Origin of the sequence: Acinetobacter sp. ESBL14 (assembly GCF_036668815.1) — a bacterium.
Lineage (GTDB): Bacteria > Pseudomonadota > Gammaproteobacteria > Pseudomonadales > Moraxellaceae > Acinetobacter > Acinetobacter gyllenbergii.
In genome coordinates this window covers 64,954-85,731 of the sequence record NZ_JAZEVS010000009.1, presented here as the reverse complement: position 1 = coordinate 85,731, position 20,778 = coordinate 64,954, and the positions used below count along the sequence as shown (strand labels likewise).

The following is a 20,778-nucleotide window of genomic DNA, read 5'->3' as shown; positions in this document are numbered from 1 at the left end:
CTCTAAGCAGATTACAGCGTGAAGTCTGTTTAGCATACTCACACAGGAATTTTGCATCTTGTCTCAAAATAATCAATATGAAGCGCCACATTCCAATACTTTGAAATGGTGGGGCGAACAACAATTTGAAATCCAGCAAACCAAAGCTTGGCAATTCGGTTCATTACTGTTTCGTCTGACACGCGGAATTAAAGAGTGGCGTTTGGAATATCATCGCCCACAATCTCAGCACGACTACGAGCAGCAATGGAAAATCCTGAACGATACTGAGTTTGCCATGCCGCCCCCAGCAAAAATTGAACGCTATATGTTTCATAAGACCAATAGTAGCTTTCATTTGATGCCTCGTTTGGCTGATCGTTCGGTGGTGATTCGACCAGTTGATCCAATTTATATTCCTGCGGGTCAACGCGGCACCTTATATATCAGTACGCCATTATGGATTGCAGGGATGGTGGATGGGCTCTCTGAACCTTTATTTGATATTCCCGTGATTCAACCCAAGGACACATGGTTTGGTAAAGATCCGCAGAATGGCGAGATTTGCTATGCTACTTCTGTCGATGGCCGTATTGATTTGAATCTACTTAAACCACGTGCTTTCCGAGCAGTGACACCGATTGAATTCCACAATACTAGTCATCACCAGTTACGCTTTGACCGGATGAATGTGCCCGTCCCTGCACTGCCTTTATTTTATAGTGAGAGTACAGGTCGCTTATGGACCTCACAAATCAAAGTCTATTACGAAGGCACCGATCATCCCGCACGTATCCGAATTGAAAACAAAACGCCAAGCCCTGCGGGTGAAGTGATTTATGTGCATCCACCCCGCGCCCCAGGGAGCACCTTATTTAATATGTTCGATTCATTCTTTTAAAGGGTTGCTATGCCAAATTCAAATATTCCCAAAGATGTTGCTGGCAGCCTAACAAGTGTGTTCACCAACATTAACTTTGAGCGACTTAGTGAAATCGTGGTCGCGATTATTTTATGTTTCATCGGCTTCCTGATTGCACGTTTGGTTTCAAATGCCTTTATCCGCACGGTAGGCAGTCGCTTTAATGCCCACCAACGCCTGTTATGGCGTCGAGGTATTTTTTACTTCATCTTCTTGCTGTTCATTATGACCAGCCTTAGAGAAGCAGGCTTTAAGCTCAGTGTATTTTTAGGTGCAGCTGGGATCTTAACGGTTGCCTTGGGTTTTGCCTCGCAAACCTCTGCCAGTAACTTGATCAGTGGCTTATTTTTAATTGGTGAAGGCTCTTTTGAAGTCGGTGATACCATTCAAATCACTTTAATTCGAGGTCAGACCATCGAAGGTGAAGTGATTTCAATTGATTTACTTTCGGTTAAATTGCTCACACTCGATAATGTCTATATTCGTTTACCGAATGAACAATTGATCCGAACCCCTGTGATGAACTTATCCAAATACCCAATACGGCGTATTCCAATCACCTTGGCGATTAACTTCCATGAAGACATTATTAAAGTGCGACATGTACTGTTAGAAGTGGCAGCCAAATACCCACTGGTGATGGATGATCCCAAAGCCACCGTCACAGTGACGGCTTTTAGAGAATCCTCCATTGAGCTGTTATTTGCCGTATGGTGTCGTCAAGAAAACTCACTCAAAGTCCGCGATGAAATGCAGGAACGCATTCGTAATGGCTTTCTGGAAAATCAGATCGAAATTCCTGTACCGAAAATGGGTCTGATTGATCGACCTCTCCCTTTAGAGAATGATGAAGTCGATCAATATGCCAATCAAAAAGAACTTAAAAAAGAACAGAAAGAGAGTTAACTTTCTTTCTTGGTTTCACTTAATGCAGGTGGCAATGGCGCTAGATAAGCAATCACCAACATGACCGCACCAGAACCAATAAATGAAATCACACGGGTTAAGGTGCCGCTTTGCGATAAATCTAATAACAACAGTTTCGCTACCACAATGCCTAACAAAGCTGCACCGACAAACCAGATTTGTCGGATGTGGCGGCGACTGGAAAAGGTCATCAGGATAAAGGCCAAGATCACCCAGAGCAGTGTCAAACTAAGTTGCACATCACCATTCGACCAAATTGCTGCGCTCCAGAATGGTGTTCCCAAATAATGGTGCATGGCTCGCACCACCACGCTACTCAACACCAACAAGCCAATGAGAATCGTGGTGACTTTAAAGCCCCATTCCATCGAACGCTCTGCACTAAAGTCATGCTGATAAATCACCCAGATCAGACCTGCAAACACCAGTAAAGACAAAAGATCAGTGACGTTTAGAAGCGGCAAGAAATAGTATTGTTGAGCCGAATATGCATCCAGACTAATCAACAACAACCAGAACAACGTTAAACCCCACACAGGTAATTGATGCAATAACAATACTTTACGAGAGAAAAACAACCAAACACTATAGACCGTTGGAATAAGCGCAACTGCTGCAATCGGCATAATTGGGAAAATGGTGAGACCAATCAGCGCCAGACTCAACCAAATCAAAACAGCCCAAGTCATGGTATAAACTTTAGAGCTGTTCAAATTCAAACTGATCAGCAACAATGCCAGTAAAGTTGTAGCAATAGCAAAACTGATCTGACTCAAACCACTTGGCCAATGCCCAGTCGAATAAACCGCTACAGCAAAACTTTCCCCATAAAGCAGAAATAACAACACCGCAGCCAAGCTCAGTTGTAGATTGCCCCATTGCAAGCGTGATTTAAGCTGAACTGCTAGACTGAATAACACTAACAAAATGACAGCTATCGCCAGATAAGGGCTCAATCCATATTGTTGCCATTGCATCAACTCAACCCCTGCAATCGCGCCTGAATATAGGCCAAGTACCAGAAATACACCACTCAGCATGCGTGCACTGAAATACTTCTCGACTTCTTGGTAATGTAATAAGTAAAAGGCCGAAATAAATTGAGCAAGTGCAAAAATCGCGGTACTTAAAATTGGGAAATGATCATTTGACCAAACTTGGAACAGTAATGCCACTGAGCTTAATAACACCAATGCCACACCAACATAACGGCTTAAACGATATCGTTCAGTCACGCCCCAGACAATCAGTGCAGTTCCCTGAATTACCCAGCCTGTTGAAGTCCAATGTGCCCCTTTGGCCAGTGGGAAAATCAAGGCAACGAAGACCACAGCCAGAATAAAGAAACTTTTTGCCAAGATTGATAATTGTGGATGCTGGCGTTTAATCCAGATATTTAAACTAATATAGACAATCGCAAGTGCAACCGCACCCCAAGTGAGGGCTTGCGTCGAGTTATGCATTAAATAAGCATGTAGCGAAAAGCCCAATACAGGCACACTAAAAATCAGGCCTACATCTAAAATCGGTTGTAAACGTTCAGGGGGCTGAGCTGTTTGTTGCTGCGTATTTTGAGCACGTAACATCAGTTGGCTATAACGAATACTGAGCCAAATAAATAACGCCATATGTAACCAGAGAATGATATCCAAAGTATCAAACTGCGTGGTCTTGGCATAAATCCCAATTGTTGCCCCACCAATAAACATGGTGGCAAAGAACGCAATTTGATGCAGGATTTTCCAAGGTTGAATAAAATTTAATGCTGCCACGGCCAAGTTAATGACAAAATAATAGCCAAACAAGAAAATCACATCTGGATGATTTTGTGGAATCACCAAGGGCGCTAGATAGGCCATGGTTAAAGCCAACATCGCTAAATATAAGGCTTGTTGCTTTAAACTCAGATAGACTGTCGCCGATAATAAAATCACAAATAAAACACTGGCCGTAGCTAAGCTGGCAATGACAGCGAAGTGGTGTGAGAAAATCAAGGTTAAGAAGATCACCGCTAGCCCTACACCTTGTAGAGCGACTGCAAATAATTGATTTTTCTTTTGCAGCAAATAACCAGCAGCGGTAGTGACGACACCTGCAATCGCGATAAAACTCAGTTTCACGCCGAGGCTGAGTTGCCAATGCTCACTGGCAAAACGTAATAACAACACCACGCCAACCATAAGGATTGCAACGGCAACTCGGAGAATTGGATTGCCATGCATCATCCAATCGAGCGCAGGTTGCCACCAAGCTGGATGTTTTGGCTCAGAAGGATGGGCAGCAGAGCTAGAGTTCTGAAGTATTGGACTTTGAACTGATTCAGGTTGAGCCTGCATCCAAGCAGATTGTTGTTCAAAGTGAGAAGTGTTTGAAGCTGTTGTTTCAACTAATTCAACAGATTCATCAGTACTTGGAGCCTGTTGTTGAGTTTGAGTTGAAATATCAGGGCGTGCTGATTGGGTTGCATATTGCTCTAAATGCAGCAATCGCGTTTGAAAAGCACTAATGGTTTGAACCAAACACAAAAGCAATACCAATAGCGCCCCACCCGCAAGCCACATCCATGTATTGGCATAGGCAAATAACGCGACGAGTGCCGCACCGTATATCACAATTTTTTGTAGACCAATGCCTGCTGTCTGCACAAAATCGCTCGGTGCGGTCTGTTCAAGCTGAGACAAGCGCTGATGTATTTCTGACAGAACGTGCACAATAACAACGGTCAATCCAATGCCAGCAGCAACAATCGTGCCTTGCCACTTCAATGCAATTGCAGCCGTAAGCAACACGGCCAAGCCAATTAAAACAACAATGAGTCCCTGTTTGTCTTTTTTATACATAGACTTATATCAATTATGACAGCTTCATTGCGGCTATCTTACTTGATCACTAGATAGGCAGGTATTGTTACATACAAAATACTGCAAATTTTAAACGACACAAGCAGCCGTTCTGCGTCCAGTTCAGATAAGACAGCCACCACTTTTTCACGTAAAATACCGAGTAATTTATAATTAGGATTTGCGCAATGCCACCTTTTGTCTTGGTTGACGGGTCTTATTTTTTATTTCGTGCTTTTCACGCCTTACCTCCATTAACCACGTCGACTGGCTTACATACCAATGCCATTCGGGGTGCAATCTCAGCAATTCAAAAACTGATGCGTCGTACCCAACCGACACATATGGCTGTGATTTTTGATACACCAGAGCCGACCTTTCGTCATAAATTATCGCCAATCTATAAAGGTGATCGCCCAAGCATGCCTGAGGAATTGTCACAACAAATTCCTTATCTGCACGCCTTGATCAAAGCGCAAGGGATTCCCTTGTATTTTCTTGCGGGTGCAGAAGCGGATGACATTATTGGGACTTTAACCAAACGTGCTTTGGCTGAAGGTCATCATGTCCTCATCTCGACAGGTGACAAGGACATGGCGCAATTGGTGAATGAACATGTCAAACTCGAAGACAGTTTTAAAGAACGTGTTTTAGATGAAGCTGGCGTTTTTGAAAAATTTGGAGTCCATCCACATCAAATCATTGATTATCTGACCCTCATGGGCGATGCATCTGACGGTATTATGGGTGTTCCTGGCGTTGGTGCAAAAACAGCGGCAAAGCTACTGAATGAATACGGCACACTCAACAATATCATTGCCAATGCCGATCAGCTCAAAGGTAAACTTAGCCAGAATATTAAAGATAATGTAGACAACATCAAAGTTGACCATCAATTGGCCAGTATTGTCTGTGATCTCGATCTTGCTTTGGATTGGCATGACCTGAAACTATCCAACCCAAATGTAGATCAGTTACGTGATCTCTATACTGAATTAGAGTTTCGTAACCAATTACAATCATTAGACCATCCAAACAATCCAAATAGTTCTGCCTATCAACAAACTTCACAAAGTATTGCCAAAGCGGAACAAAAAGCGGAACCCGTGGTTACCGAAGATCATGCCAATCTGTCGAGTCAAGATGATCAACTCGGTGAAGCTACCTATCATACCGTCCTAAATCAACAAGATTGGGATGTTTTATTGCAACGTATGCAGCAGGCCGATCATTTTGCGATTGATACAGAAACCACCAATCTGGATTATCGTTTTGCTGAACTGGTCGGTTTCTCGGTGGCGTTTGATGCCAAAGATGCTTATTACGTTCCTGTTGCCCACGACTATGAAGGTGCACCTGAACAGCTCAATCGCGAACAGATTCTTGCTCAAATCAAACCGATTCTTGAGAATGAGCAAGTACGGAAAATTGGTCATCATCTTAAATACGATGCACATATCTTTGCCAATCACGGTATTACCATTCAAGGTTGGTATTTTGATACCATGCTGGCTTCATATGTATTGAATGCTGCGGCAACGCGACATGGTATGGATGACGTTGCTCGACTTTATCTCAGCCATTTGACCACGACCTTTGAACAAATCGCAGGTAAAGGGGCCAAACAAAAAACCTTTAATCAGATTGAGCTTGAAGTCGCAGCTCATTATGCCGCTGAAGATGCACATGTCACTTATCGTTTGTATGAAGTACTCGCAGCAAAACTGAAAGCCCATCCAGAACTGGTCAATATTCTACATAATATTGAAATGCCTGTCGCACGTGTCCTTACGGGCATGGAAGAAGATGGAATTAAGTTAGATCACGCTTTCCTTGATCAACTCAGTGTTGAATTCTCTAAAACCATACAGAGCCTTGAAGCTCAAGCAGCCGAATTGGCAGGTGAAGCCTTTAATGTCGCTTCACCCAAACAGGTCGGCGAGGTGCTGTTTGAAAAGCTCGGACTCAAAGGGGGCAAGAAAACTGCGACTGGCCAATACAGCACCAGTGAAAGTATTTTAGAAAAAATCGAACATCCATTGGCGGAAGTGATTCTTGAACATCGCAGCTTGGCAAAACTGAAAAATACCTATACCGATCGTTTGATTGAACAATCGCATGATACAACGCATCGTGTACATACCAGCTACCATCAGGCCTTAACTGCAACTGGACGTTTGTCTTCCACTGATCCAAACTTACAAAACATTCCAATCCGCACCCCAATTGGTCGTCAAATTCGTAAAGCCTTCATTGCACCTGAGGGTCGTGTGCTATTGGCTGCCGATTATTCACAAATCGAACTACGTTTGATGGCACATTTCTCTCAAGATGATGCGTTAGTGCACGCCTTCCAGCAAGGTCAGGATGTACATCGTCGTACCGCTGCTGAAGTACTTGGAATTGCCATTGAAGATGTCACCAATGATCAACGCCGCCAAGCCAAAGCGGTTAACTTTGGTCTACTCTATGGCATGTCTGAATTCGGTCTCACCCGTCAGCTCGGCTTTAGCCGTGAAGAATCGCGTAGCTATATCGCACGTTACTTCCAGCGTTATCCGGGTGTATTGGATTATATGGAGCGCACGCGCCAAATTGCACGCGAACAAGGTTTTGTGGAAACCATTTTAGGTCGTCGTTTATATACACCCGACATTATGGCCAGCAATAAAATGATCAAACAAGCGGCTGAACGTGCGGCCATCAATGCGCCACTACAAGGCAGCGCGGCGGATATCATTAAGTTGGCCATGATCGCAGTCGACAAAATGCTACCTAAAGATCAAGCCAAGCTCTTGCTACAGGTGCACGATGAATTGGTATTCGAGGCTGATGCCGCAATCGCAGATGAACTTTCAAAACAAATTGCTGAAGTGATGCAATCTGTATTAGAGATTTCAGTGCCATTTGTGGTTGAAGTTGGACAAGGTCTAAACTGGGACGCTGCCCACTAAGCACTTACGACCGCTCAATAAAAGTTTCTTGCAGACAGGGGGAAAAACTCCCCCTGCGCTACAAGAACGCACATAATAAAGAATATTCGATCAATAAAGAATCCTTGATAAAAATTAATCTTTATAGGAGAAGGGAATGCACAATGTCCTTTAATCAAGTTCAATTTAATCGCCATCACTCGATTGATTCACTGCGTTTTATTTCAATCTGCTTGGTGTTACTGCACCACTTTAATATCCCCTATAAACTGTTTGACACCTCAATTAACTTCCAAATTTTGGGTGAAAATATCACCACACTATTCGCTCAAAATGGCAACTATGGGGTCACCATGTTCTTTGTGATTTCTGGCTACTTAATCACTTCACACACCATCAAGCGCTGGGGTGCACTCAATCAAATCAATACGCGGGATTTTTATATTTCAAGATTTGCTCGCATCATGCCGACCTTGATTTTGCTGATCTGTCTGGTGAACTTGTTAGGGGCATTTGAGCTTAAACCCTTTATGACCCAAGCTCCAAACGGCATTATGGTGGCGCAATCAACGGTCAACTTGGCAGCACTAACCTTTTGGATGAACATCCTGATTATTGAAAATGGCTGGGTCAACTATGCGCTTGGCGTGTTATGGTCCTTATCTGTGGAAGAAGTGTTTTATGTTCTTTTTCCGCTGACAGCACTGCTATTTAAGAAAAAAAACTACTTTCTATTTGCCTGTGTTGCCCTGATTGTATTTGCACCGTATTTTAGATATTTACATTATGCTGAAGAAAGTGGAGCCTACCTCTATCATTACTTCTCTAGTTTTGACGGGATTGCTTTTGGCTGTATTGCGGCACTGATCGCACCGCAGCTGAAATTCCAAGCCAAAACTTGGTTAGCACTGAAATATATCGCCATTGCGACCATGTTCATCATTTACTTTTCAGCACCGATTAAACAAAACTGTGTTTGGGGCATTAGTCTATTTGCACTTGCAACCGCCACTCTGATTCTAGCACACATTGCCAATGAACACGCCATCACGCAGACACAACGTTTCAAGTGGTTACAGGAGATTGGCAAAAATAGTTATGAAATTTATTTATTCCATCTGATTATTTTAGGTACTTTTAAGCTGTTTTATACGCCTGCATTGACTGAGGGCAACATTAAGCTGGTTTTATTGTTGATTTATTTTTTGCTTGCGATTGGGCTAGGTGCTTTCATTGCACGCTATTTCTCCAATCCGTTAAATCGAGCAATTCGACAGCGCTGGATCAAGAAATAAAAAAATGGGCCTTATGCCCATTTTTTTATTGAATCAGATTTGCTTAAAGACCAGTTAAAAGCACTTTAGCCGCTTCATTCATCAGAATCTCAGCCACGTACAAAGCCAAGAACGCCAAGATTGGAGACAGGTCAATCATCCCCATGTTCGGCAATAAGCGACGGAATGGTGCAAGCAATGGTTCAGCCAATTCTTGAATCACTTCGATATAAGGTGAACGTGTCTGAGTAAACATCACCACCCAACTCAGGATAATGGTGGCAAAAATCAAATAACGACAGAAACGAATCAAGTCCTGAATCATGGTCACAAAGGTGGTGATCACCAGATACACCGCACTATGCGGCATCTGTCCAGACAAATACATCAGACCGAACATTTTCAGCAGATAGAGCACCACCAACAACGCAACCGCCGCTAAATTGACACGGCCCTTACCCACTGTTGGGAAAATACGGCTAAAAACATCTACAATCTTGGTGGCTTTCACGGTTGAAAGCACCACAGGATTGTATGGACTCACTGCCGCCAATTGCATTAAAAAACGGAAAAAGACCAATAAAATTGCAACATTGATCAAAACACCAAAAATTAGCGCAGAACTTGCACCCATAATTGTCTTATCCTACTTAAACCGATTTAGTCTTGTCACTCAACTCTTGTGCTAGCTCTTGGCTACGCTTCTGAGCTGCTGCAAGCGCTGCTTGAATATTTTGTGAAATCTGCGCACGATCAAACACTTCTAAAGCTGCTTGGGTTGTACCATTTGGAGAGGTCACATTTTTACGTAATTCTGCGGGAGAATTCGAGCTGGTAATCGCCATTTGGGCTGCACCTAACGCTGTTTGCAGCGTTAATGCAGTCGCGACTTTCTCATCTAAGCCCAAGTTTTTACCTGCACGGATCATACTTTCCATTAAATAGAAGAAATATGCAGGGCCCGAACCAGAGACTGCTGTGACCGCATCAATTTGAGCTTCCGTTTCAACCCAAATGGTTAAACCAGTTGCCGCTAAAATTTGACTGGTTAACTCGCGATCTTGAGCATTCACAGCATCAGATGCATAAATACCATGCGCACCTGTTTGTACCAATGCAGGCGTGTTCGGCATGACACGAACAATACGTTGACTACCACCAATTAAATCAGAAATGGTCTGAATTTCAGCACCCGCAATGATTGAAATGACCAGTTTATCTGACAATAGCCCTTTTAATGGTTGTAATACCGTTGCCAATACCTGTGGTTTTACCGCCAATACAACAACATCCGCATTTTTAATCGCTTCCACATTGTCTGTTGTGGTTTGAATGCTTTTTTCTTCTAAGATGTGACGAATTTGTTCTACAGGATCAGAAACCGTAATGCGGGTTGTGGGTAAACCACGAGACAGCAGTCCACCAATCAAGGCTTGCGCCATGTTACCGCCGCCAATAAAACAAATATTTTGATTCAATGTTGTCGCCATGTCCTACTCATCATGTGAAAAAGACTGCTGAAAAAAGTCATTACAGTCAGAAATTAAACTTGGTTGCCAACCGCCCTGCTCTAAATAATCAGATTGCGCCAACCAAAAACCCTTTGGGCTAAAAACCCCAAGCATAACATTATCTACAACTAATATTTGAATTGTATGACGTAACCAAGGCAAAATCTGCGCCTCTTGAATGGCTTTTTTCAATGGCCAATGACCAACACGTCCATATAGGTGAATTTTTTCCCCCCCCTGTCGCAAAATAAGCGTCAACTCTCGATCCAACAATTGAGCTGAAAGCCCCATTGCTTGAGATTCAATCTTAAATTTCCCTGCTGCAAGCGCAAATGATTGCCACATTTGATAACGCTGTGTCTGTACTGGCAAAACAGGGGATCGTTTTTCTGCATAGAACTCATCATAGCTTAAACGATATAACGTCTTCTGATAGCGAACGAAATAATGTTGATTGAAATGCACAGTTGCTTGTGCATCAGGTTTTGCCAGAATTACTTCGTGTTGTAAGCGTTGCACCATGTCGAAACTGGGACGATATTGATCATTTCCTTTCATCCAAGCAGACAACAACTGACGTTGTCGAGCAGCCGAGAGTTGTGCCAATTTGATCAGATCGAGCTGATAATCGGTGGCACATTGTTGCCAATCTACTTGCAACACCTGATCCAGTATTTCAGCTGCATCTTGCATTAAATAACTGCTGCGTGTGACAGCCGCCTGCATTTTAGGAAAACGTTGTTGCAACATCGGCCAGAGCTGTTCTCGACACCATGCCCGATCATAATGGGTATCGTGATTACTTGGATCCGTTACATAGTCAAAACCAAGCTGCACGGTCCATTGCTCAATCTGATCACGACTGAGTTCCAGAAACGGTCGCCAAATGGTCATCTCTTGACGAACATCAAGCTGCTGCATAGCCGCAAGGCCATTGACCCCAGCCCCCGAGAATAAACGTAATAACAATGTTTCAGCTTGATCTTGCTGATGATGGGCTAACACCAAAATCTCATTGGATTTTAAATGCTGCCGATATGCTTGATAACGGGCATCACGCGCCTGTTGTTCTAAGTTTCCTGCCTCGACCGAGACTTTTTCGAGAATACAAGGAATATTGAGTGCATCAGCATGCTGTTGAACCAACTGCCCCCATTCATCACTCCTGCTTTGCAGTTGATGATCGATATAAATCGCACGGGTTCGGCTTGGAAAAAGTTCAGACATCAGATACAGCAACAGCATGGAATCCATGCCGCCGCTACACCCAATCAGGAATTGAGCTTGTTCAGAAAAATGCTGAGTTTGTGCTAAGACGCGATGCCTAAATTGCTGCTGCCAAACTTCATTAAACGTTGATAACGTGCATCGCATCGTTCTTGTGCATCCATCGGTTGCAATTCTTCTAGGGCTTGTTTTAACACATCTTTCAAATCATGCATGACTTTTTCAGGTTGCGTATGCGCCCCCTCACCTTCATCCACGACATATTCGACAATACCTAAAGCCTTAAGTTTGTCTGCGGTTAAAGCCAGCGCCTCACTCGCCTGAGCCGCTTTATCTGCAGTCTTCCACAAAATAGATGCACAGCCTTCAGGTGAAATCACCGAGTAAATACTATGTGACAGCATAATCACACGGTCAGCAACACCAATACCCAAAGCACCACCCGAACCACCTTCACCTAAAATGGTCGCAATCACCGGCACTTTCAAGCTTGAAAGTTGTGCCAAACTGGTCGCAATGGCTTCTGCCTGGCCACGTTCTTCTGCACCTACGCCTGGGTATGCACCCATAGTATCGACAAAAGTAAACACAGGTAAATTAAAACGCTCTGCCATATCAAGCAAACGTTGTGATTTACGATAACCTTCTGGGTTACACATCCCAAAGTTATGCTGTAACTTTTCACGGGTGCTACGGCCACGATGTTGGCCCACAACCATCACCGGTTGTCCATCAAAACGTGCCAAACCACCAATCATGGCACCGTCATCACCAAATAAACGGTCGCCATGAAGGGCATCAAATTCAGTAAAGATTTCACTGACATAATCTAGAAATTGCGGACGTTCAGGATGTCGTGCAATTTGAACCGTAGCCCAAGCCTTGGACTGAGTCGCTTTATTTTTCATAAGTCGTAGATAATCCCTAACGAGGATGTATTGTTAATCAACAAATTTGTCTGACTGAATATTTAACTCAATGTCCCAATGTTTAAATTGCACTTGCTCATCATGCAAATCTGCAACCAATAAAGGCCATTGTTTAGCATCACCAGAAACGCTGAGTTGCCATTGTTGATCATTTACAACACTTAGTTCAATGGCAGGAAGCATCTGATCACTACGACTATGGTTCAGTAAAACAGCAAGACGCAGTAATAGGCAAAGATAGAGTAAATGACTGCCTCCGACCTTTAAAACGTCATTTTTTGCATCTGCGCGTAACTTACGACGATGATGTGAAACCAAATGCGAAAGATGATTTTGATCAATTTGTGAGAAGCCCGGAATATCCGAATGTTGCAATAAATATGCGCCATGGCGATGGTAACCACCGTGGCTGATCGCCAAACCAATTTCATGCAAATAAGCGGCACGACGCAGTAAGTCACTGTCTTCAGTCGTTAAATTTAATGCATCTGCAACGCCGTCGAATAACTCTTGTGCTGTATTGACCACACGTTCAGCTTGTTTTGGATCAGCGTTATAACGCCCCATTAACGCTTGCACACTACGGTCACGAATATCTTCATGTTTAAAACGACCAAGCAAGTCATACATCACGCCTTCGCGTAATGCACCGTCAGAATATGCCAATTTATCGATATCTAAAACTTCAAAAATGGCATATAGAATCGCAAGACCGGCTGGCAAAACTGCTCGACGGTCTTCACGTAGACCTTCAAAATCAATTTCAGAAATATGCTTAAATTTGAGCAAGCGCTCTTTTAATTTATATAAACCGTCACGGGTTAGGTTTTCTTGCTCATCACTTAAACCGAGATTCACTGCGATCTGACGACAGGCTTTAATTGTTCCACTCGAACCAACCACGGTATCCCAACCGACAGATTTATAAGTATTGGCAATGGCGGACATTTCTTTACGCGCTGCAACCACCGCTTTATCAAAGGCTTTACTGGTAATTTCACCATCTGGGAAATAGGTTTTACTATAGGCAACACAGCCCATTTGTAAGGATTCGGTATGCAGCGGTTCAAATTCCTCGCCAATGATAAACTCGGTTGAACCCCCACCAATATCCACCACCAAGCGTCGACCGCCATTGGCCATGGTATGTGAAACACCGAGATAAATTAGACGTGCTTCTTCACGACCTGCAATAATTTCAATGGGTTTTGGTAAAATTTCGGCTGCTTTTTGGATAAATTCGTGACCATTCTTTGCTTGTCTTAACGCATTGGTTGCCACGATACGTAAACGATTCGGTTGCACTGAGCTCAAACGCCCAACAAAACGGGCTAAACATGCCAGTCCACGCTGCTGTGCAGCTTCAGTTAAATTCTTATTTTCATCAAGCCCAGCTGCTAACTGTACTTTTTCTGACATTGAAGCAACTTTCTTAACTTCACCGTGATCAACACGAGCGATTGCCAGATGGAAACTGTTCGATCCCATATCAATCGCAGCAAGTAATTCTTCATCAATCAGAAAATCAGACATTATTCATATAAACCCATGCTCAATTCACGCATTAGAGTAATTCACATGCTTACAATTTTAAAGTCATTTTAAGCAATAAAAGTCGCGTATTTTCGCTTTTCGTGCATAAATGATTGTAGAAGTCGATGATCAACATCGTGAGCATCCATTAGACTTTTCATTTTCAAACTTGAATAATCAGAACAAACCCTTACATTGAATAAAGTAGCAATGTAATATTCATCGTGATGATGATCAAATTCGCACTTTATTTCTTAAAATTGGAGCAACCTCATGTCTGCGACTATTGTTAATACAACTGATACAAACTTCCAAGCAGATGTTTTAGATGCTGAAACTCCTGTACTTGTTGATTTCTGGGCTGGCTGGTGTGCACCATGTAAAGCAATTGCACCTGTGCTTGAAGATTTATCCAATGAATATGCAGGTAAAGTAAAAATCGTTAAAGTTGACGTGACTGCATGTGAAGATACCGCTGTTAAATACAACATCCGTAATATTCCAGCATTATTGATGTTTAAAAATGGTGAAGTTGTTGCTCAACAAGTTGGCGCAGCACCACGTTCAAAGCTTGCCGCTTTCATTGACCAAAACATCTAATCCAATTGTTTAGAGTCAATAGAAGAAATACGCGATTCATTGAATCGCGTATTTCTTCGTAAAAATTGACAATTTGCTTGATTTCCTCTATATTTCTGGATCAAGAAGCTTTGAATGGAATCTACTTCATTGCGCTTCTTACAAGACACAAAACATAAGATCGCCGCTCGGCAATAAACAATTGTTTTCACATTTCTCTCTGAAACAATGAACCAGACTACTGAATCGTGGTTGTGTAAATACAATTACCTCAGCATGTATGTATGCGGTCGATTTTTATTCTTTCCCTAACGTAGTCCTCCACTTATTCCATTCTGTCTGACCACTTATGAACTTAACTGAACTCAAGAAAAAACCCATTGGCGAACTCATTAAAATTGCGGAGTTTATGGGCCTTGAAGGCATGGCACGTAACCGTAAACAAGATATTATTTTTGCCATTTTAAAACGCCATGCCATGAATGGCGAAGAAATCTTTGGTGATGGCGTTCTCGAAATTCTTTCTGATGGTTTTGGCTTCCTACGCTCTGCGGCTGGTTCATATTTAGCGGGACCAGATGACATCTATGTCAGCCCATCGCAAATTCGCCGTTTTAACTTACGTACCGGTGATACCATTACAGGTACGATTCGCCCACCAAAAGAAGGTGAACGTTATTTTGCTTTATTAAAAGTAAACCAAATTAACTACGATACACCTGAAAATTCACGTAATAAAATCTTATTTGAAAACCTCACACCTTTATTCCCGACTGAACAACTGGTTATGGAACTCGGTAATGGGACCACTGAAGATTTAACCTCTCGTGTTGTCGACTTAATTGCGCCAATCGGTAAAGGTCAACGTTCTATTATTGTTGCACCGCCAAAAGCGGGTAAAACAATGTTATTGCAAACCATTGCGCAGTCGATTGTTCGCAATAACCCTGAAGTATTCTTAATTGTGCTTTTAATTGACGAACGTCCTGAAGAAGTCACCGAAATGGAGCGTACTGTTCGTGGTGAAGTGATTGCATCTACATTTGATGAAGCACCTGCCCGTCACGTTCAAGTTGCTGAAATGGTCATTGAAAAAGCGAAACGTCTAGTTGAACACAAGAAGGATGTTGTGATTCTGCTTGACTCGATTACCCGTCTGGCACGCGCCTACAACACTGTCATCCCTTCATCAGGTAAGGTGTTAACAGGTGGTGTCGATGCACATGCTTTAGAACGTCCAAAACGTTTCTTTGGTGCTGCACGTAATATTGAAGAAGGTGGCTCACTCAGCATTATCTCAACAGCCTTGATTGAAACAGGCAGTAAGATGGATGATGTGATCTACGAAGAATTTAAAGGTACAGGTAACCAAGAGATTACCCTTGACCGTCGTATCGCAGAGAAACGCGTGTTCCCTGCTATGAACATCAAGAAATCAGGTACGCGCCGTGAAGAACGCCTCATGAGTGAAGAAAATCTACGTAAAGTTTGGATTTTACGTAAATTACTTCACCCAATGGACGAACTTGCAGCGATGGAATTCTTATTGGATCGGATGAAAGAAACCAAAACCAATGATGACTTCTTTGATCAAATGAAACGAAAAGCATCAACTTAAGCCTCAGTCAAAAAAGCTACCTTAATGGTAGCTTTTTTTATTTGGTTGACATGCTTACACAACATTTACATTTTTTAAAAAATTTCACTAAAAATACTATTTTATTGATTTATCTATATATTTACAAAATAACTCATTTTATTTCCGCAACTTACCGATTTAAATTTTATTATCCATAGTTATTTTCTATCAAAAAACAGCCAAATTCTGCCCATTTTTGTCGTTTTGTTGGACAGAACAGTAGTAATTCATGAATTGCTTTGATAGGATAGCTACAGACCAGTTAGGCTGCTCCCTGCGTTGTTACCTAAAGCGTTTAGGAATAATAAAAGCACAAACAGACTAACTCTAGGTTTTTTTTAATCTCACAATTTTATGAGAGTGATGCCATGTTATTCAAAAAATTCGCTGTTGCTGCTGCTATTGCTACTACTTTAGCTTTCGTTGGTTGTACTAAGAAAGAAGAAGCGCCAGCTACTGACGCTACTGCTGCTGCTTCTGAAGCTGTAGCTGCTGCTTCTGAAGCTACTACTGCTGCTGCTTCTGACGTTGTTGCTGCTGCTTCTGACGTTGCTGCTGCTGCTTCTGACGTTGCTGCTGCTGCTTCTGACGTTGCTGCTTCTGCTCCAGCTTCTACTGCACACTAATCTAGTTTCTAGATTAGAAAAAAAGAGAACCTTTCGGTTCTCTTTTTTTATGCCTCTCATTTACTCAAACCAAGAAGTTTAGGCATAAAAAAGCAGATCAATCGATCTGCTCATTTCCAACACGCTGTCTAAATTTCTGACCCGCTCGGAACGTCACCACACGACGAGCAGAGATTGGAATCTCCTCACCCGTTTTTGGATTACGTCCTGGACGTTCACGTTTATCACGCAACTCAAAATTACCGAAGCCCGAAAGTTTGACTTGTTCACCCGCAATTAATGCTTGGCTGATTTCGTCAAAAAATAGCTCGACCATTTGTTTTGCTTCACGGCGATTTAAGCTAGTAAGCTCACTTAAATGGTCCGCCATATCTGCTTTTGTTAATGCTGTCATGAGGCCCTCAATGTCGCTTGGTAAGTGTCTTCCAACACTTGAATAATGTTATCCATACCAGATTTAATTTCAGCATCTTCAAGCGTACGAGTTGGATGTTGCCAGAGCACTGCAAAAGCTAAAGAGCGTTTGCCTTGTTCAACCCCTTGCCCCGTATACACATCGAACAACCATGCTGAGTCGAGTAACTCACCACCAGTTTGCTCAATTAACCGCTGAATATCTCTTACCTCAATATTATCAGAGATTAAAAGCGCAATATCACGTCTAACCGATGGAAAACGTGATAATTCTGTAAAATTAGATACATAAGATTGCAAAACTGCCTGCTGATCCAGTTCAGCCACCCAAGTTATACCCAAATCGAGTTCATTTTCCAAAGAAGGATGTAAGCGACCGAGATAACCAATCGACTGTCCATTCACTAAAATCTCAGCCGACTGACCTGGATGTAACCAAGCACGTTGCGTACGAACAAACTCAGCACCGATACGTCCCGCCGCCAAAATTTCTTCAACCTCACCTTTAAAATCAAAGAAATCCATTGCCTGCGGCTTCGCATGCCAAGACTCTGGCGTCCGCGAACCAACAGCGATTAATGCCAAGGTCGGAATCTGTTTTAGATCATGAATGCTTTGAGCATTCTGATAATCAAAACGTAAGCCTAACTCAAAGAAACGAACACGCTGCTGTTGACGGTTCAAATTGTACTGAACACAAGGAATCAAGCTTGATAACAAGGTGCTACGCATCGCCGCCAAATCACTTGAAATCGGATTGGCAAGCATGAGCGACTGTACATTTGGATTCAATTGTTTTTCAAGTTTAGCATCGGCAAAGCTAAAACTAATTGCTTCTTGGTAGCCTAAAGTCACCGCAGTTTGACGTAATTGTGCAACTTCAAAACGATCTTGGTATTGCTCTAATTTCACATCAATTTTTGGCAAACTGATTTGGATATTGTCATAACCATGAATACGAGCAACTTCTTCAATCAAGTCTTGATAAATTGCCATATCATAGCGATGTGATGGTGGAACGATGCTCCACTCACCTTGTGCTTTGCTTTCCACCACACAGCCCAAACGTGTTAAGGCATCAGCAATAAAATCACCAGCAACTTGATAGCCCAACAGTTGGTCTACTTGTGCTTGTTTTAATGCAATCGCTTCACGCTTTGGCAATAAAGCAACTTGCTCAGCAACCGTAATTGGACCAAACTCACCACCAGCAAAAGCTTGAATCAGCTCAGAAGCACGATGCATGGCGATCATTGGCAATTCAAAGTCTACGCCACGTTCATAGCGCTGTGATGAGTCGGTATGTAAACCGAAACGACGAGCACGTCCTGCAATGGCTAAAGGTGCAAAGAATGCGCTTTCAAGAAAGATATCTTGAGTCTCATCAGTTACCGATGAATCCAACCCACCCATGATCCCTGCAATCGCCAATAGTTTTTGATCATCGGCGATCACCATCATGTCATCTTGCAATTCAACTTCTTGATCATTAAGCAGGGTCAATTTTTCTTGTGGCTGCGCTTGACGGACTTGAATCGAACCTTCGATTTTTGCCAAATCAAAGGCATGCATCGGTTGACCGAGTTCAAGTAACACATAGTTGGTAATATCCACCAAAATACTATGCGTACGAATACCTGAACGTGATAACGCTTGTTCCATCCATTCCGGTGTCGGCGCTTTCACATTGACATTTTTAACAATACGACCTAAATAACGAGGGGTACCTTCTGTACTGATGTTAACCGCTTTCTCATCAGCAATGCTTGCTGTAATAGCCTGAATCTTCGGCTCATTCACTTCAAGCTGGTTAATGACTGCAATTTCACGGGCAATACCACGAATACTAAAACAGTCACCACGGTTTGGCGTGATACTAATGTCAATCACATTGTCATCAAGTTTTAAATATTCACGAATATTCATTCCCACTGGCGCATCAGCAGGCAACTCTAACAAACCATCAATTTTGTCTTCTAAATCAATTTCAGAAGCACCACAGAGCATACCTTGTGACTCAACACCACGGAGTTTGCCTTTTTTAATTTTGAAATCACCAGGCAATACCGCACCAATCGTCGCAACAGGGGCTTTCAAACCTACGCGAACATTGGGCGCACCGCATACGATCTGTAAGGGTTCACCAGAACCGATATTAATCGTAGTGACACGTAAACGATCTGCATCGGGATGTTGTTCAACGGTTAGAACTTCACCCACCACCACGCCTGTAAATGGTTTTGCTACAGGCGCTAACTCATCGACTTCTAAACCCAACATGGTCAATTGATCAGACAATGTATCGCTATCAATCGCTGGATTTACCCAGCTGCGTAACCAATTTTCACTAATTTTCATTTGTATAAACCTTCTTTAATCCTGAAAAACTGTTTAGGCAAACTGGCGTAAGAAACGCACGTCATTTTGGTAGAACATACGCAAATCATTGATGCCATAACGCAACATTGCAAAACGCTCTACCCCTAGACCAAAGGCAAAGCCTTTGTATTTATCAGGATCAATTCCTGCAGCACGCAATACATTTGGATGCACCATGCCGCAGCCTAACACTTCTAACCAACGACCACGTTCATCCATGATATCCACTTCTGCGCTTGGCTCTGTGAATGGGAAGTAAGATGGACGGAAACGTACTTTTAAATCTTTTTCAAAGAATTCATTGAGTAAGTTAATCAATAAACCCTTTAACTCAGCAAAACTGGTATTTTCAGCAACGTACAGACCTTCGATCTGATGGAACATTGGCGAATGGGTTTGATCCGAGTCACAACGATACACACGACCTGGACACACGATACGAATTGGCGGTTGACTGGTTTCCATGGTCCGAATTTGCACGCCTGAAGTATGTGTACGTAGCAAATGGGTTGCGTCAAAGTAGAAAGTGTCATGCATCGCACGGGCTGGGTGATGTCCGGGAATGTTTAAGGCTTCAAAGTTGTGATAGTCATCTTCAACTTCTGGACCGTGTGCGACTTGGAAACCAGCTTTAGTAAAGAATTGGCAAATACGCTCTTGTACTTGAGTAACAGGATGAATACTTCCCATGCGCTGACCGCGCCCTGGTAAAGTAATATCAATGGTTTCACTTGCTAATTTTTTAGCAAGTTCAGCTTGTTGTAATGTCTGTTGACGCTCAGTCAAAGCTGTATTGATTGCTTCACGCACAGCGTGAATCGCAGCACCTTGTACTTTTCGCTCTTCAGGATCCATTTTTCCAAGTGATTTCGACTGCTCTGCAAGCTGGCTTTTCTTCCCTGTAAATTGCACACGAACTTGATCGAGTGCAGCAAGGTCTTGAGCCGCTGCAATGGCAGCAAGCGCTTCAGTGGTCAGGGCTTCCAGTGACATAGTAACTCTCAAAGCAACAAAATATAGAAATATAATAAAACGCTATAGTTTATCAGCTTTTTACCTATTTTAT

The 20,778-nt window shown here is 42.7% G+C and carries 16 protein-coding genes; 7 read left to right on the top strand and 9 right to left on the bottom strand.

Features of this window, described 5'->3' with window-relative positions:
• Positions 1-58 precede the first annotated feature (58 nt).
• Together V6E90_RS20520 and V6E90_RS20515 are read left to right on the top strand one after the other, a co-directional pair.
• Positions 59-880: a hypothetical protein gene (locus V6E90_RS20520; RefSeq protein ID WP_004655616.1), complete on the top strand. Its 822-nt coding sequence runs from the start codon at positions 59-61 to the stop codon at positions 878-880.
• Between the two features lie 9 nt (positions 881-889).
• The gene (locus tag V6E90_RS20515) at positions 890-1,807 is read left to right on the top strand and encodes a mechanosensitive ion channel family protein (RefSeq protein WP_016542089.1); all 918 of its coding nucleotides are present in this window, start codon (positions 890-892) and stop codon (positions 1,805-1,807) included.
• Here V6E90_RS20515 and V6E90_RS20510 read toward each other — a convergent pair.
• Positions 1,804-4,668 carry a DUF2339 domain-containing protein gene (locus V6E90_RS20510; RefSeq protein WP_332606323.1) on the bottom strand — a complete coding sequence of 955 codons (2,865 nt, stop codon included), beginning with the start codon at positions 4,666-4,668 and terminating at the stop codon, positions 1,804-1,806. The two genes, V6E90_RS20515 and V6E90_RS20510, sit on opposite strands and share 4 nt — an antisense overlap.
• A 188-nt stretch (positions 4,669-4,856) precedes the next feature.
• On the opposite strand from V6E90_RS20510, the gene polA reads away from it, so the two are divergent.
• Positions 4,857-7,622, top strand: a complete 2,766-nt coding sequence (polA, locus tag V6E90_RS20505; RefSeq protein WP_332606322.1) for a DNA polymerase I — start codon at positions 4,857-4,859, stop codon at positions 7,620-7,622.
• A gap of 143 nt (positions 7,623-7,765) precedes the next feature.
• Positions 7,766-8,896 carry an acyltransferase family protein gene (locus tag V6E90_RS20500; protein WP_332606321.1) on the top strand — a complete coding sequence of 377 codons (1,131 nt, stop codon included), beginning with the start codon at positions 7,766-7,768 and terminating at the stop codon, positions 8,894-8,896.
• 43 nt (positions 8,897-8,939) lie between these two features.
• Here the strand turns inward: V6E90_RS20500 and V6E90_RS20495 are convergent, their stop codons facing one another.
• Genes V6E90_RS20495 through ppx form a run of 5 tightly spaced genes read right to left on the bottom strand, consistent with a single transcriptional unit; the run spans position 8,940 to position 14,075 of the window.
• A complete protein-coding gene (locus V6E90_RS20495; RefSeq protein WP_023270768.1) occupies positions 8,940-9,509 on the bottom strand; it encodes a YggT family protein in 570 nt (189 codons plus the stop codon).
• A gap of 16 nt (positions 9,510-9,525) precedes the next feature.
• Positions 9,526-10,365, bottom strand: coding sequence for a pyrroline-5-carboxylate reductase (gene proC / locus V6E90_RS20490; protein ID WP_016542084.1), 840 nt, complete (start codon positions 10,363-10,365; stop codon positions 9,526-9,528).
• Between the two features lie 3 nt (positions 10,366-10,368).
• Entirely contained in the window at positions 10,369-11,640 is a 1,272-nt protein-coding gene (tilS, locus tag V6E90_RS20485) for a tRNA lysidine(34) synthetase TilS (protein WP_442881272.1), read from the bottom strand.
• A gap of 56 nt (positions 11,641-11,696) precedes the next feature.
• Complete coding sequence (locus V6E90_RS20480; RefSeq protein ID WP_004655633.1) at positions 11,697-12,521, bottom strand: acetyl-CoA carboxylase carboxyltransferase subunit alpha; 825 nt, start codon at positions 12,519-12,521, stop codon at positions 11,697-11,699.
• Positions 12,522-12,554: 33 nt separating this feature from the next.
• Positions 12,555-14,075 carry an exopolyphosphatase gene (ppx, locus tag V6E90_RS20475; RefSeq protein WP_278493509.1) on the bottom strand — a complete coding sequence of 507 codons (1,521 nt, stop codon included), beginning with the start codon at positions 14,073-14,075 and terminating at the stop codon, positions 12,555-12,557.
• A gap of 273 nt (positions 14,076-14,348) precedes the next feature.
• Here ppx and trxA point away from each other — a divergent pair, with 273 nt between their 5' ends.
• From trxA to V6E90_RS20460, 3 genes are all read left to right on the top strand, one after another.
• Complete coding sequence (gene trxA, locus V6E90_RS20470; RefSeq protein WP_004655637.1) at positions 14,349-14,675, top strand: thioredoxin; 327 nt, start codon at positions 14,349-14,351, stop codon at positions 14,673-14,675.
• A 328-nt stretch (positions 14,676-15,003) separates the two neighbouring features.
• A complete protein-coding gene (rho, locus tag V6E90_RS20465; protein WP_004655640.1) occupies positions 15,004-16,272 on the top strand; it encodes a transcription termination factor Rho in 1,269 nt (422 codons plus the stop codon).
• Positions 16,273-16,661: 389 nt separating this feature from the next.
• Positions 16,662-16,919 (top strand): hypothetical protein, encoded by a 258-nt coding sequence (locus V6E90_RS20460; RefSeq protein WP_065344023.1) that lies wholly within the window; start codon positions 16,662-16,664, stop codon positions 16,917-16,919.
• Positions 16,920-17,016: 97 nt separating this feature from the next.
• Here V6E90_RS20460 and V6E90_RS20455 read toward each other — a convergent pair whose 3' ends face one another.
• Genes V6E90_RS20455 through pheS form a run of 3 tightly spaced genes read right to left on the bottom strand, consistent with a single transcriptional unit; the run spans position 17,017 to position 20,705 of the window.
• Entirely contained in the window at positions 17,017-17,313 is a 297-nt protein-coding gene (locus tag V6E90_RS20455; RefSeq protein WP_000126166.1) for an integration host factor subunit alpha, read from the bottom strand.
• The gene (gene pheT / locus V6E90_RS20450; RefSeq protein ID WP_332606319.1) at positions 17,310-19,691 is read right to left on the bottom strand and encodes a phenylalanine--tRNA ligase subunit beta; all 2,382 of its coding nucleotides are present in this window, start codon (positions 19,689-19,691) and stop codon (positions 17,310-17,312) included. The genes V6E90_RS20455 and pheT overlap by 4 nt, the downstream gene beginning before the upstream one ends.
• Positions 19,692-19,724: 33 nt before the next feature.
• Positions 19,725-20,705, bottom strand: coding sequence for a phenylalanine--tRNA ligase subunit alpha (gene pheS, locus V6E90_RS20445; protein ID WP_332606318.1), 981 nt, complete (start codon positions 20,703-20,705; stop codon positions 19,725-19,727).
• Positions 20,706-20,778 lie beyond the last annotated feature (73 nt).